The organism is Sphingomonas sp. HDW15A (assembly GCF_011301715.1).
Taxonomy (GTDB): Bacteria; Pseudomonadota; Alphaproteobacteria; order Sphingomonadales; family Sphingomonadaceae; genus Sphingomicrobium.
In genome coordinates, this window is sequence record NZ_CP049870.1 from 297,173 (window position 1) to 311,690 (window position 14,518).

General features: G+C 61.7%; 10 protein-coding genes, 1 tRNA gene and 2 pseudogenes. 7 read left to right on the plus strand and 6 right to left on the minus strand.

Translation table 11 applies throughout. The features are described from left to right. Positions 1-495 precede the first annotated feature (495 nt). A complete protein-coding gene (locus tag G7076_RS01600) occupies positions 496-1,644 on the minus strand; it encodes a glycosyltransferase family 1 protein (RefSeq protein ID WP_166199838.1) in 1,149 nt (382 codons plus the stop codon). A gap of 50 nt (positions 1,645-1,694) precedes the next feature. Here G7076_RS01600 and G7076_RS01605 point away from each other — a divergent pair, with 50 nt between their 5' ends. From G7076_RS01605 to cysC, 4 genes and pseudogenes are all read left to right on the plus strand, one after another. Then, entirely contained in the window at positions 1,695-2,186 is a 492-nt protein-coding gene (locus tag G7076_RS01605) for a DNA-deoxyinosine glycosylase (RefSeq protein ID WP_166199840.1), read from the plus strand. Between the two features lie 9 nt (positions 2,187-2,195). Next, positions 2,196-2,471 carry a hypothetical protein gene (locus G7076_RS01610; protein WP_166199842.1) on the plus strand — a complete coding sequence of 92 codons (276 nt, stop codon included), beginning with the start codon at positions 2,196-2,198 and terminating at the stop codon, positions 2,469-2,471. Positions 2,472-2,482: 11 nt separating this feature from the next. Then, on the plus strand, positions 2,483-3,379 hold the full coding sequence (cysD, locus tag G7076_RS01615; protein WP_166199844.1) for a sulfate adenylyltransferase subunit CysD: 897 nt from the start codon (positions 2,483-2,485) through the stop codon (positions 3,377-3,379). Positions 3,380-3,384: 5 nt separating this feature from the next. Then, a pseudogene (gene cysC, locus G7076_RS01620) lies at positions 3,385-5,204 on the plus strand (adenylyl-sulfate kinase); the annotation flags it as partial. A 60-nt stretch (positions 5,205-5,264) separates the two neighbouring features. Here cysC and G7076_RS01625 read toward each other — a convergent pair. The 4 genes and pseudogenes from G7076_RS01625 to otsB all read right to left on the minus strand — a co-directional run bounded on the left by G7076_RS01625 (position 5,265) and on the right by otsB (position 9,967). After that, positions 5,265-5,714, minus strand: coding sequence for a hemerythrin domain-containing protein (locus tag G7076_RS01625; protein ID WP_166199846.1), 450 nt, complete (start codon positions 5,712-5,714; stop codon positions 5,265-5,267). A 373-nt stretch (positions 5,715-6,087) separates the two neighbouring features. Then, positions 6,088-7,452: pseudogene (otsA, locus tag G7076_RS01630) on the minus strand (alpha,alpha-trehalose-phosphate synthase (UDP-forming)); the annotation flags it as partial. Then, positions 7,449-9,245 carry a glycoside hydrolase family 15 protein gene (locus G7076_RS01635; RefSeq protein ID WP_166199850.1) on the minus strand — a complete coding sequence of 599 codons (1,797 nt, stop codon included), beginning with the start codon at positions 9,243-9,245 and terminating at the stop codon, positions 7,449-7,451. The gene G7076_RS01635 and the pseudogene otsA, both read right to left, overlap by 4 nt. Then, positions 9,242-9,967: a trehalose-phosphatase gene (otsB, locus tag G7076_RS01640; protein WP_166199852.1), complete on the minus strand. Its 726-nt coding sequence runs from the start codon at positions 9,965-9,967 to the stop codon at positions 9,242-9,244. Before otsB ends, G7076_RS01635 begins: the two co-directional genes overlap by 4 nt. A gap of 113 nt (positions 9,968-10,080) precedes the next feature. On the opposite strand from otsB, the gene G7076_RS01645 reads away from it, so the two are divergent. Together G7076_RS01645 and G7076_RS01650 are read left to right on the plus strand one after the other, a co-directional pair. Then, a complete protein-coding gene (locus G7076_RS01645) occupies positions 10,081-11,145 on the plus strand; it encodes a glycosyltransferase family 4 protein (protein WP_240913830.1) in 1,065 nt (354 codons plus the stop codon). Between the two features lies 1 nt (position 11,146). Further along, positions 11,147-13,354, plus strand: coding sequence for an amylo-alpha-1,6-glucosidase (locus G7076_RS01650; protein ID WP_166199854.1), 2,208 nt, complete (start codon positions 11,147-11,149; stop codon positions 13,352-13,354). Positions 13,355-13,379: 25 nt separating this feature from the next. Here G7076_RS01650 and G7076_RS01655 read toward each other — a convergent pair whose 3' ends face one another. Then, positions 13,380-14,237, minus strand: a complete 858-nt coding sequence (locus tag G7076_RS01655) for a phosphodiesterase (RefSeq protein ID WP_166199856.1) — start codon at positions 14,235-14,237, stop codon at positions 13,380-13,382. Positions 14,238-14,395: 158 nt separating this feature from the next. Between G7076_RS01655 and G7076_RS01660 the strand changes: the two genes are divergently transcribed. Continuing rightward, a tRNA-Glu gene (locus G7076_RS01660) sits at positions 14,396-14,471 on the plus strand. Positions 14,472-14,518 lie beyond the last annotated feature (47 nt).

The window sequence follows — 14,518 nt, forward strand, 5'->3', positions numbered from 1 at the left end:
AGCCGCATGCCAGCCACGGCGTTCAGAGCCTACCTGAGTAAGAGAGGTCTCTAGCTGGTTGCCGCAAGCCACCGAGTGCAAAGGTCCAAAAAAGCTTCGGCCCGTTCTTCCACGTCTTCCCGATTCCGAAAGATCACGATTCCGCGATCGGGCGCTAGCCACCTCGCAATGCCGGCGCTGTCTTGAAAGCTGAAACCTTCTGAGGATCGTGGCTTGGCGCCGCGATGGAAGACCACTCGAACTCCGCCGCTGCGCTCCACACCGAGAGTGATCCGGTCTTCATCGCCGACCGCAAAGCTAGGCGCATTCCATTTTATGCGTTCCGTAAGCCCGGAATGAGATCGTTCGATCAACGCTCTCAACGCGTCGACCGTATCGAGCGATTGCGGATCAATTCGAGCCCGAAAATTCTCAACATTGTCGACCACTGGAACCTCTGGGTGTCTCTAGCCCTCCGCTGGAGTCCGCCATGCGTCGAAAGCGGACTCCAGATTCCTATCGCTTCCTCTTGCTCGCGACTCGTAGAAAAACCTGAAGCACGGCATCATTGATGCGGTCCCAGTCCATCGTTTCGGCATAGGCCAGGCCGGCCGCACCGTGACGGCGGCGAAGCTCGGGATCGCGGGCATAGGTTTCCAGCGCGTCGGCATAAGCGCCCGTGCCATTGGGCGGTACAAGTACCCCCGTCTCGCCGTCGCACACCAGGTTGGTTGTCCCGCTGGCGGTGGCCGCGACAACGGGTAGCGCGCAGGCCATCGCCTCCAGCGTGACGTTGCCGAACGCCTCGGTCACCGACGGATTGAGCAAAACGTCGCCGCTTGCCACCGCGCGGGCCAACTCGGCGCCGGTGAGCTGCCCGGTGAATACGGCCTCGGGAACTTGTTCGGCAAACCACGGCCGCGCCGGTCCGTCACCGATCACGAGCACCTTGTGCGGTACGCCGCGTTCGCGGAGTTTCGTTATCGCCGCTGCGAACACGTCGAGCCCTTTTTCCATGACAACACGGCCTAGGAAGACGACAAGCAACTCGTCGTCGGCGACGCCCAGGCCGCGCCGCCAGTCCATGTCGCGCCGGCCGGGATTGAACTGCTCCCGATCCACGCCGCGGGTCCAGATCGAGATGTCCTTGGCCATGCGCTGCGCGCGAAGGATCGCGGCGGTCGATTCCGCAGGAGCCAAGATCGCGTCGCAGCGGTGATAGAAACGGCGAAGAATCATCCGGATCACCGGCTCGAACCACTGCAGCCGATAATATTGCAGATAGGTCTCGAAACGCGTGTGCACGGAAGCGACGATCGGGACGTCATGCTCCCGCCCCCAGGTTACGGCGCGGTGCGCGACGATGTCGGGGCTTGCGACATGAATGATGTTGGGGGCGAAGGTTTCAAGGTCTTCGCGCGGCTTGCCCTCGAAGCGTGACGGGATTCGATATTCCTCCCGGGTCGGGATCGAAAAGCTTGGCACGTTCACCAGGTCGCCGGTCGCGGCAAAGGCGGGATTCTCGACGACCGGGGAATAGACTCGTACCTTTGCGCCGCGGCGGAGCAGATAGCCGACCAGACGGTTCAGCGCCTGGTTTGCGCCGTCGCGGACGTAATTGTAATTGCCCGAGAACAGGGCGATGCGAAGGTCGGTCGGTTCCACGGCCTACGCGATAACGGGCGAAATCGGCGTGTCAAAGCGGGAGTGATGTCTTGAAGGTCGGCTTCCCGGCAATTGCTGACGAGCGGACCCGGCTCTTCATCCTCGGCTCGCTGCCGGGCGACAGGTCAATAGTGCTCCGGCAATATTACGGCCATCCAACCAACCATTTCTGGAGGCTGCTAGGCGCGGTGCTCGGTGAACCGTTGCCCGACCTGCCTTATGGCGAAAGGCTGAAGCGCTTAACGGCACGTGGCATTGGCCTTTGGGACGTGTTCCATGCCGCGCACCGTGAAGGGAGCGGCGATACGGCCATCCGCGAAGGCCGCCACAATGCGCTTCACGATCTGGTTGGGCTTTATCCGGATTTGCGCGCCATCGCTTTCAATGGCGGCACTGCCGCGCGGGAAGGGCGGCGCTACTTCACGGAGGGTGGCCCCGCTGCGCTAATCGGCCTGCCATCGTCCAGCGCGGCCAACACGATCGGCTTCGAAGCCAAGCTCGCGGCGTGGAAGCAATTGACATCTTTCCTCACTGACCCTTGAGTCCGGGGCATGAGCGAAGACAAGGATACAACCGCCCTCTCGATGGTCGACGAGGCGCTCGTCGCCGGCAACATCGCCAACACGAACGGCCTGCTCGTCATTCTCGCCAAGCTCGTCGCGCGCGGCGTATTCGACAAGGACGACCTCAAGGCTTTCTCAGACAGTTACTCGAAGCCGCTGGACCATGAAGGCATGCGCGAGAATGAGCTGGTCGGCCAGATGCAGGACCAGATGGAATCGACGCTTGCCGAACTGATGCGCTTCCTCAGCGAGCAGAACCAGTAAACTCGCCGCCGATGACCCTGAGCAACCTCGACCGGCTGGAGGCGGAGGCCATCCACATCATACGCGAGGTGACGGCCGAATGCGCGCGACCGGTGATGCTCTATTCGATCGGGAAGGACAGCGCGGTGATGCTTCACCTCGCACTCAAGGCCTTTGCCCCGGCGGCGCCGCCGTTCCCCTTGCTCCACGTCGATACGACCTGGAAATTCCGCGACATGTACGCACTTCGCGACCGCGTCGCCGCGGAGAGCGGGATGCGGCTTATCGTCCACAAGAATGCGGAAGCCGAAGCGCGCGGAATCAACCCGTTCGATCATGGCCCGCTCCACACCGACATGTGGAAGACGGAAGGACTGAAGCAGGCGCTTGAGGCCGGCAGCTTCGACGCGGCCTTCGGCGGTGCTCGTCGCGACGAGGAGAAGAGCCGGGCGAAGGAGCGCATTCTCTCGGTGCGCTCGGCGAGCCACGGCTGGGACCCGAAGCGCCAGCGGCCGGAATTGTGGAACAATTACAATGCGCGCCTGGGGAACGGCGAATCCCTGCGCGGTTTCCCCTTATCCAACTGGACCGAGCTCGACGTCTGGACGTATATCCGGCGCGAAGGCATTGCCGTGGTTCCGCTCTACTTCGCTGCGCCGCGGCCGGTTGTTGAGCGCGATGGTCTCATCCTGATGGTCGACGACGAACGCTTCCGGTTCCGCGAAGGAGAAGAAGTCAAAACTCGGACTGTCCGCTTCCGTACGCTCGGCTGCTACCCGCTGACTGGTGCTGTCGAAAGCGAGGCGGCAACTCTTGACGACATCATCGCCGAAATGCGCGCCAGCCGCTCGTCCGAACGGCAGGGCAGGGCGATCGACCACGACTCTTCCGGTTCGATGGAGCGCAAGAAGCGTGAGGGCTATTTCTGATGGACTTGCTTCGCTTCATCACCTGCGGAAGCGTTGACGACGGCAAATCGACCCTCATTGGCCGCCTGCTTTTCGACACGCAGAAGCTGGCCGACGACCAGCTCGCGGCCCTCGAGAAGGACAGCCGCGCCCACGGCACACGCGGGTCTGACCTCGACTACGCCCTTCTCGTTGACGGGCTCAGCGCTGAGCGTGAGCAGGGCATCACCATCGACGTCGCCTATCGCTATTTTGCTAGCGCCAAGCGCAGCTTCATAGTCGCCGACTGTCCTGGGCACGAGCAGTACACCCGTAACATGGTCACGGGCGCTTCTACGGCGGACCTGGCCGTTATCCTGCTCGACGCGACCCGCGGCGTCCTCACCCAGACACGGCGCCACGCCTTCCTGTGTCACCTTCTCGGCATTCGCCAATTCGTCCTGGCGGTGACCAAGATGGACCTCGTCCAATATGACGAGGGCATCTATCGCGGGCACGTCGCCGAGTTCATGGCGTTGGCTGGGACGCTCGGGCTTGGCCGGATCACCGCCGTCCCGGTTTCGGGAGTCAACGGCGACAATGTTGCATTCCGCTCGGCTTCGATCCCCTGGTACGACGGGCCGACACTGGCGGACGCGCTCGATTCCGCCGACTCCGGCTCGGGCGATGTTGGAGCCGCGTTCCGGATGCCGGTTCAAGGTGCGATCCGCCCTGACAGCAGTTTCCGCGGGGTGACCGGGCTCGTGGCGACCGGCGCAATCGCTCGCGGCGATGCGGTTCGAATCCTGCCGTCCGGCAAGCAAACATCGATCGGCCGCATCCTGCTTGGCGCAAACGATATTGAAAGCGCCGTTGGCGGCCAGTCCGTGACTTTAACCTTCGCGGACCAGGTCGACTGCTCGCGCGGCGATGTCGTCGCGATGGCGTCAGAACCTCCTGCCGTTGCCGACCAGTTCGAGGCTACGATCGTGTGGATGAACGAGGAAGCATTGCTTCCCGGGCGCGCATACTGGCTCAAGCTCGCCACCCAGTCCGTTTCGGCGACCGTTCAGCCCCCAAAGTATCGGATCGACGTCAACAGTTTCGAGCAGCTCGCCGCGAAATCCTTCGAGTTGAACGAGATCGGCGTCGCCGAGGTCTATACGGATCGACCGATCGTATTCGAACCCTATGCCGAGAACCGCACGCTCGGCGGCTTCATTCTCGTCGACAAGCTGACCAATGCCACGGTTGCGGCGGGCATGATCCACTTTGCCCTCCGCCGCGCCCAAAACGTGCACTGGCAATCACTGGATGTCAGTCGGGAAGCGCATTCGCGAATCAAAGGCCAGTCGCCCAAAGTCCTTTGGTTCACCGGACTCTCGGGCGCGGGCAAGTCGACCATTGCCAATCTCGTGGAGAAGAAGCTCCACGCCATGGGGCGGCACACTTTCCTTCTTGACGGCGACAACCTGCGGCACGGGCTCAACAAGGATCTGGGCTTCACCGACGCGGATCGCATCGAGAACATTCGAAGGGTCGGGGAGGTCGCGAAGCTCATGGCCGACGCCGGGCTGATCGTCCTTACCGCCTTCATCTCCCGTTCCGCGCTGAGCGGCAAATGGTTCGCGCTATGTTACCGGAAGGGGAGTTCGTCGAAATCTTCATTGACACGCCGCTCGCCGATGCAGAGCGCCGCGATTCCAAGGGTCTTTACGCGAAGGCCCGCGCCGGTGAGCTCGTGAATTTCACGGGCATCGACAGCCCCTACGAGCCGCCCGAGAAGCCGGAAATCTACATCGACACCACCGCGGCGAGCGCGGAAGCGGCGGCCCACGCGATCGTCGATTACATCGAGCGGCGCTGACTTAAGAAGAGGGCCGGCGGTAGCTATGCCGCCAGCCCCGTTTGACCTTCGCGGCGCCCGTCAGGCCATCTTAAAGCCTTCCTTGTTGACCAGGCTGGTGATGTGGTCGTTTTGTTCCTGAGTCAGTCCTTCCTTGAGCCGGGGAAAGACCTCCTGTTCCTCCATCTTCGCGTGGCGATCGACCATGTCACGGAATTCACGGACTTTCGGAAGGAATTCCGGCGAACTCTTTTTCATCTCGTTGAGCTCGAACAGGAAGGTTTTCACATAGCCGTGTTCGCCTTCCAACACGTCCGCATCGTGGGCGTTGTTGGCAGCGCGCAGCGCCGGATAGACGACATGCTCTTCTTCGTGTGCATGCTTGTCGAGGGCATGGGTGAGTTTCTTGATAAACATTGCCCGCTTCGTGGTCTGAGAATCTCTGGTTTCAAGAATTTTGTCGAAGATGATCAGGGTCTGCTGATGCTCGGTAGCGAGGACTTGGTCCCAGTCGCCGGCAGAAGCACTCATGCCTTGCATTGCGAGCTTCCGCGCCAGATTGGCGCCAACTGCGATCGCGGCTCCGGCCGCAGCCGCACCCAACCATGATCCCGTGCGTCCCCAACTGAACGCACTGCGGTCTGATGATTCGCGGCCGCGGCTTCCGGTGTTCGATTTCGATCGGCTTTGCGCAGTGGTCCTGGCCATCTCTTCCTCCTATTTTCAATAACTTCCCAGCAAGAGAACGGCCCTGTGGAGGAGCCGTTCCGCCGCTTGGTCTCAGGCTGGCACCGCTTCGGCCTCGCGCCGCTCGACTGCGCCGTTGCTCAGTCGTGCTCCGCGAGTGCCGAAGGGTGTTCCCCGACGTAGGAGCCGCGAGATCAGACCCACCGTCATCGTCGAGCAGCTTGGCGATGAACTGACGCCGCCATGCATGAACATCATCGCGTCGAACCCCGTCGATGAGCTTTTCCCAGCGTGCGCGTCGTTCTGCCAACGGCATAGTCAAGGCTTGAAGGATGCGGTCGCTCAGTTCGTCCTTGCTGTAAGGATTGACTTGAAGGGCTTCTGTCATCTGCTCCGCGGCGCCAGCGAATTTGGATAGGATGAGCACGCCGGGATCTGCAGGGTCCTGGGCGGCCACGAATTCCTTGGCCACGAGGTTCATCCCATCGCGAAGCGGAGTAACCAGGCCCACGTCCGCGGCGCGAAACAGACCGGCCAGGCCGCCTCGCGGATAGCCCTGGTTGACGTAACGGATCGGCACCCAGTCGACATGAGCGAACTCACCGTTGATCCGCCCCGACAGTTCGTCGAGCTCTTCGCGGATATGGGCATAGGTGTGCACTTCCCCGCGCGACGGCGGAGCGATTTGCAGCAGGTACACCTTGTGAAGCCAGTCTGGATTCTCCTCGAGGAACCGGCGGTAGCCGTTGAATCGTTCGACCAGTCCCTTGGAGTAGTCGAGCCGGTCGACTCCAATCATGCATTTCCGGCCCTGAGCGCTTTCCCGAAGGGTTTTGAATGCGACCTGAGCATCGGGAGTCTCGCTCAGCGTGTCATATTCGCCAGCGTCGATGCCGATGGGGAAGGCACCCGTGCGCGTCGTGCGGTGGCCGACTCGAATTGTGCCGTCTGCCGCGACCGATCCGCCTAGCTCACGCTCGATGTAGTGATGAAAACTCTCGAGCCATTCGTGTGTCTGGAAACCGATCAGATCGTATTCGAGCATCGACTCGACCAGGCGGCGGTGAAATGGCAGCGCGGTGATCAGTCGGTGCGGCGGCCAGGGGATATGCAGGAAATAGCCGAGCCGATTCTTGATGCCCTTGCGTCTCAGCTCCTGGCCTAGGGGAATGAGATGATAGTCCTGGACCCAGACCAGGTCGCCCTCTTCGATCAGCGGGGCGACGGTGGCCGCAAATCGCTGGTTGACCCGCTCATACCCTGCGCCGAACAAACGATCGAACTCCGCAAGATCGATGCGATAATGGAACAGCGGCCATAAGGTCCGGTTCGCGTAGCCGTTGTAATATTCGTCGATGTCCTGTTCTTCGAGGTCGACGGTCGCCGTGGTGACGCCTTCGGCTTTTCGTACGGAGATATCCCCTGTGAAGCGCTCGGTCGCATTGCCCGACCAGCCGAACCAAATTCCTGAGCTCTCGCGAAGCGCAGCCGCGAGCGCGACCGCCAGGCCGCCCTGCGATGCCTGCTCGCCTCGCCCCTTCGGCGCGCTCACACGATTGGATATGATGATTAGGCGGTTCACCGGACGGCACTCCACGGTCTCGATAGAAGACCGGCGCAATTGATCAGTCCTACCAGCGAATAAGTCTGCGGATAGTTTCCCCACAGCTCGCCAGTTTGAAAGTCGGTATCCTCCGACAGCAGTCCGGCTGGGGTCAGCCGGTCAAGCATCAATTCGTACAGTTCGCGCGCTTCACTCGTCCGGCCGGTGAGGTGCAGAGCCTCGATCAGCCAGAAAGTGCAGAAGTTGAACGCGGTGACGGGATGGCCGAAGTCGTCTTCCGTCGCATAGCGCAGCATGTGCTCGCCACGCCGCAAGCCATGCTCGACCGCGTCGAGGGTTTCGACGAAGCGAGGATCGTCGGGCTTCAGGAACTGAAGGTCGAGAAGTTGCAGAAGGCTGGCATCGAGATCGTCGCCGCCAAAGGTCGCGGAAAAGCGCTTTTCCGGCTCCACCCAGGCGGCGCTTTCAATGGCCGCGCGTATCCGTGCCGCGCCCTCCGCCCAGAATCTAACGCGGTCATCGAAGCCTAGCTCGGCGGCAATCCGAGCAAGCCGGTCGCAAGCCGCCCAGCACATCACTGCACTGTAAGTGTGGACGTGGTTGCGTGTCCTCAGTTCCCAAAGCCCAGCGTCGGGTTGGTCGAAGCTTTCGAGCGCGCGCCGTCCCACCGTCTCCAACTCGGCAAAGTCCTGCGCATTAGCCATACGGTAGAGGCGATGGTCGAAGAATGCCTGCGCACTCGACAGAATGATCTGGCCGTACACATCATGCTGAGTCTGGAGGTAGGCGGCGTTACCGACGCGTACCGGCCCGAGGCCGCGGTATCCGAGCAGTCCGCCGGCTATGCGCTCTTCCAGCCGAGCTTCGCCGTCCACCGCGTAAAGGGGCTGAATCCGGCCGTCCACGGCACCGTCGATCAAGTTCCTGAGATAGGTCAGATACCCTTCCAGGACATCGAGGGCGCCAAGGCGATTGAGCGCCTGGACCGTATAATAGGCGTCGCGAATCCAGCAGTAGCGATAGTCCCAGTTGCGCTCCGACCCATCATGTTCGGGAATCGACGTCGTCAAAGCCGCCACGATCGCTCCAGTTTCCTCATGCTGGCAGAGCTTGAGCGTGATTGCGCAACGAATGACGACGCGCTGCCATTCAAGGGGGATTGCGAGGCCACGCACCCACTGACGCCAATGCGCGCGGGTCTGGTGAAGCATCCGCGCAACCTCCTGCTCGACATTCCCGACGAACGGCTCGTCCGGGCCGAGGAAGAAGTGGAGCGAACGCTCAAGCCGGAAGCTACGGCCGTCTAGGATTCGGCCCACGGGTGCATCGGTGCTTAGCCTTAACGGCTGGGGATGCAGCAGGTAACGAATGTGATTGGTGCCGTTCGTCCGTCCCGCATCGGCACTGCCCCAGTCCGTTGCTGGATTGAGCTTCACGCGTATTCTCGGGTTGCCGGCAACGGGCCGAACGACGCGCGCGAAAACGACGGGGCGGTACATTCGGCCGCTACGCTCGAAACGCGGACAAAAATCGATCACCTCCGCGACCCCGCCGCGTGTGTCGGTCAGTCGCGTCATCAAGATGGGGGTGTTCTTCAAATAGACGGGCTCGCTTGTCACCTGGTCGACTAGCTCGATTCGCCATTCCCCCGCTGCGGCGGGAACGGGCTCTCGACGTTCGGGCTGTAGGAGCGAGCAGAAAAGCGGATCGCCATCGACCTGCGGCTGGCAGGCCCAGACGATACCCGCCGCGTCGTCGACCAGCGCGCTGACCTGGCAGTTGCCGATGGGCCATAGCGAAAGATCGGTCATGACCGCGCGCCCAGCCAGGATTTGACCGCGGCCACGTCCGGCAGGGCATAGGTGGCCGCAGTGGTGCGATCGGGCCCCACCAGGATACCGGTTCCGCCAAGTTCGCGAGCGGCGACGAATGCATCTTCGTCCGTCAGATCATCGCCAAGGACCACGGGTCTCCCTGTTACAAAGGGCTCTTCGCCCATGAACTGGCGGACAACGTCGCCCTTGTTGCCGCCGGGAGCGCGAAGTTCACGCACCATCGCGCCCCTCTGAAGCGACAGTCCATGGTGGCCGGCCCTGCTAGCCATGAACCGATCCACCGCTTCTTCGAGTTCGGGTCTTGTGCGAAAGTGCAGGGCCACTCCGCCCGGCTTCGGCTCCGCGATCAGATCATGGTCAGCAGCAAAGGCGTGGGTGTCGGCAGTAGCTTCGGATACGCAAGCCGGCGGTTTCACGGCTTCAATGCGCCCATCGGCATGCCGCCTCTCGAGCCCGTGAGATCCGGATAGCGCCAGGTTTTCCAGATTGAGGTGAGAATGGAGGTCGGACAGCGCTCGCCCGCTGATGACTGCGACGCGGCCGTCGAGCCGCTCCTGAAGACGGCGCAGAAGATTGCGGAGATCGTCGCAAACCTCGATTCCGTCAGGGGTCATCGCAAAATCGACCAGCGTGCCATCGAGGTCGAGAAACAGAGAAGCATCGGCAAGGAGGTCGCCGGGAGGAGTTCGAAGGGTCATCGGGGTGGCATCGCGCGAGTGTTAGGAAAGGTTCCCGCACTGCTGTACAAGTCGGAACGCTCGCGCTCGCGAACGGTTGAATGGACGACCGATCGTCCGGTCTGGGGAAAATCATGGAGAAAAGTTTGCGTATCGCCCAGATTGCTCCGTTGGCCGAAGCCGTCCCTCCCAAGCTTTATGGCGGAACGGAGCGGGTTATCTGGTGGCTGACCGAGGCCCTGGTGGAGCTCGGTCATGACGTGACCCTTTACGCCAGCGCGGACAGCGCCACGTCTGCAAGATTGGTGCCCTGCGCGGAACAAGGGCTCAGGCTTTCGGGGATCGACAATCACATCGCCTATACTGTGGCGATGGTTGACCGCGTGCTGGCCGAGGCAGACCGCTATGACATCCTGCATTTCCATGTCGACTTCGTCCATTTCCCGCTGTTTCGTCACCTCGCCGATCGTTGCTTCACGACCCTCCACGGGCGGCTCGATCTCCCCGATTTCAAGCCCGGCTTCGCGGCATTTCCGGAAATGAAGCTGGTCAGCATTTCGAATGACCAGCGTGCGCCGGTGGCAGAAGCGAACTTCGCGGCGACCGTTTACCACGGTTTGCCCGAACATCTCATTCCGCAAGGCCCAGGCGGAGATTATCTAGCGTTTCTTGGCCGCATTTCCCCTGAAAAGCGGCCAGACCGCGCGATCGAAATTGCGACAAAGGCCGGGATTCCTTTGAAGATGGCGGCAAAGGTCGACCATGCGGATCGCGACTATTTCGAAAAGGTCATCGAACCCATGCTCGATCACCCGCTGGTCGAATTCGTCGGCGAGATCGATGACTCGGCGAAGCCGGAATTCCTTGGCAATGCCAAGGCGCTGCTGTTCCCCATCGATTGGCCGGAACCGTTTGGTCTCGTGATGATCGAGGCGATGGCCGCCGGGACCCCGACGATCGCCTGGCGATCCGGGTCGACCACCGAGGTGATTGATGATGGTCAAAGCGGCTATCTCGTGGATTCTATAGACGCGGCTCTCAATGCGCTAAGGAAGGTCGAAGAGCTCCCAAGAGCGCAGGTTCGTCGCTGCTTCCAGAGAAGGTTCACGGCGAAACGAATGGCGGAAGATTACGTAAGCCTCTTCCGATCCGCCGCCGGAGGAGCAAGACAATCAGAGCCTTTTCTGCTGGCGGGCTAGGATGAACGATCACGTCTTGAAACAAGGACTGCAAGGCGAACCGCCACCATCAGCGCCGCCGCAGGAACATTATCATATCGAGGCGACGGAATCGCTCGTCGAGCGGACGCTGCGCTCGCTCAAGCACAACGACCTCTTTGCCATTTTCGACCAGCAGGGAAACTTCAACGGCGGTCCGGATGGGCCCGATGGCCTTTATTATAAAGATACGCGTTTTCTGTCTGAGATGCGGCTCCGCCTGGGAGATGCCGAGCCGCTGCAGTTGGGTTCAGTTGTGCTCGACGACAATGGGGCGATGGCTGTCGATCTCACCAACGCCGATCTCCACAGCACGTCGGGGCGAGCGTGGTTGCAGCGCGAAACGGTGCATCTCTCCCGCTTCAAATTCCTTAGCGACAATTCCTCTTATGAGCGGCTGAGGATTCATTCTTACAGTGTGATCGGCCGGCCGGTTTCGCTAGCGCTCGACTTCGACGCCGACTTCGCCGACCTGTTCGAGGTCCGCGGGGAGAAACGTGCGAAACGCGGCACGCGGACAGTTCGTGTGACCTCGGCTTCTTCGGTCGAGTTTGGCTACACCGGCCTCGACGGGATCGTCCGCCGCACGAAGCTTCATTTCAACCCGCCACCAGCTTCCTTGTCGGAGAACCGCGCAGAATGGGCCGTCGACCTCGATGAGGCGAGCCAGCAAACCATCCTGATTAGCGCCTGCTGCACGATAGACGAGAGCAAGACCGAGGCGCGCGCAGTCGTGCCCGCATTTCGCGCAATGCGATCGGGCCGCACCCGAGCGCAGCGCGACCGGGTCCAGATCAGCAGCTCCAATGCGCAGTTCGACGCTGTCATCGCACGCGCGTGGTCCGACATCGACATGCTCGTCACCGCCACGCCGTACGGCAATTATCCCTATGCCGGGGTGCCCTGGTACAGCACTATCTTCGGGCGCGACGGCATCATCACGGCGCTTCAGATGCTGTGGGCCGCGCCATATCTGGCCCGGGGCGTGCTGACGACCCTGTCGGCCCTCCAGGCCACTGAGTTCGACGCAGCAGCGGATTCCGCGCCGGGCAAGATCCTGCACGAAATGCGCGGCGGCGAAATGGCCGGGCTCGGTGAGGTCCCTTTCCAGCGTTATTATGGTTCGGTCGATTCCACGCCGCTCTTCGTCTTGCTGGCGGCGGAATATGCGAAGCGGACCGGCGACCTTGAAACGATCCGCGCAATCTGGTCGAATATTCGCGCTGCCCTCCGTTGGATGGACGAGTTCGGCGACGTCGATGGCGACGGTTTCATCGAGTATGCCCGGATGACGGACCAGGGTCTGTCCAATCAAGGCTGGAAGGACAGCAGCGACAGCATTTTCCATGCCGATGGACGGCTTGCGCAGGGCCCGATCGCTCTGTGCGAGGTTCAGGCCTATGCCTTCGCGGCGAAGGTCGGTGCGGGCAAATTGGCCAGACAACTCGGCGACCAGGAATTTGGTGCCGAGCTCGAACGGCAGGCCGAAGTTCTGCGGCAGCGGTTCGAGGAGGCCTTCTGGGTTGAGGATCTCGGCACGTATGCTCTTGCGCTCGATGGCCAGAAACGGCCGTGCAAGGTTATGTCGTCAAATGCGGGCCACGCGTTGTTCGCAGGAATTGCAGGGCCGGAGCGGGCGAATCAGATCTCCGAGCAGCTGCTCGGGTCGCGCTTCTTTTCGGGCTGGGGCGTGCGGACAATCGCCAGCGGCGAGGCGCGATATAACCCGATGTCCTACCATAATGGGTCCATCTGGCCCCACGACAACGGACTTATCGGTCTTGGCCTTGCCCGTTATGGCTGCAAGTCTGGTGTGGGCACGATCTTCGAAGGAATTTTCGAGGCCGCGACCTACGACGAGCTTCGTCGCCTTCCGGAATTGTTCTGCGGCTTTGCGCGGCGGAGGCGGTGCGGGCCCACCTCTTATCCGGTCGCCTGTTCGCCCCAGGCCTGGGCCGCAGCAACACCGTTCGCGCTCTTAGCCGCCTCCATCGGCTGCGACATTCGACACGATGCCGACGAGCTTGTCCTTGCCGTGCCAACCTTGCCGCGGTTCCTCGATAAGCTCACGATACGCAATCTGGCGTTCGGCGAGTCCCATGTCGATCTTCAACTCGCCCGCGTCGACAACGATGTCACCGCCGCCGTTCTGTCGCGAAGTGGACCGGCCCGGGTGGTCATCAACAAGTAGTTAGGCTGGGCTCCGCTTCAGCGCCTTAGCCCGTTCCTCGCTCGGCAAGGAACGCCTTCATCATCGGCTGCAGGTTGCTGCTGTAGCTGGCAATGATGTTGCGTGGCCCGGCGATCTCGAAGTGGGTAAGAAGTGAGCGGCCATCCCAATAATGGAGTGCGTAAGCGGGTGCGTCGGCGATGATCAGCGCACGCCCGTCGGGATGAGTCGGGTCGACATCCTCGAGGTCGAGTGCAACCTGAGGTGCCGTCGAAGCGGCGACGACGAGCCGCTTGCCCGCGAAGCTGGTGGAAATCGGCCGGTGGACATGGCCGCAAATCAGCGCGACGACCTGCTTAGCCGGCTTCAGTATCGTTTCCAGTCGCTGGACCCATTGTTCGTGCGGCAGCGCGCTCATCCAGGCGATCCCAGTGTCGACCGGAGGGTGATGAAGGATGACGATGGTCGGCATGTCCTTCTTCTCGCGAAGCCGGGCACGAAGCCATTTCCCACGTTTTTCACAGATCATCCCGCCGTGGCGGCCGGGATCGAGCGTGTCGGCCACGACGAAACGCAATCCGTCGTACTCCGCTTCATATTGGATGAAGCCGTTCTCGTCGGTTTGGACTTCCGGCAGGACCGAGAGGAAATTCTCGCGGCTGTCGTGATTCCCGACGGCCCAAAGCAACGGGCCCTCCCACCGCTTCACCAAGGCCTCCATGTGGCGATAGGCGCGATGATCGTCGGCATTCTCGACAAGATCGCCGGTAACCACCAGCAGATCCGGTCGTGGGTCCATCGCGCTCAACTGGTCGATCACCATGTTGAGACGCCGGACATTGAGTTCGTGCACATTTCCTGGATCGAAACCGATGTGCAGGTCGGTAATCTGGGCGATCAGCATCGCCGCGCCCAAGCCTTGGACAATTCAACCCCCCAATTCAGCCGCGTCGCGTCGCGGCTCGTGCCTTTTCAACACGGCAGGGCGTTGGCCGTCAACGCCATTCCGGTCGGCGTTGACTAGCGCGGCGCCCTCGCCCATATGCGCCGCGCCAGCCGACTGGCCCCTTCGTCTAGCGGTCTAGGACGTCGCCCTCTCACGGCGAAAACACGGGTTCGAGTCCCGTAGGGGTCACCATCACTGCGCATTGCCCGGATCTTACTTGCAGCATAATCGTGCGCACT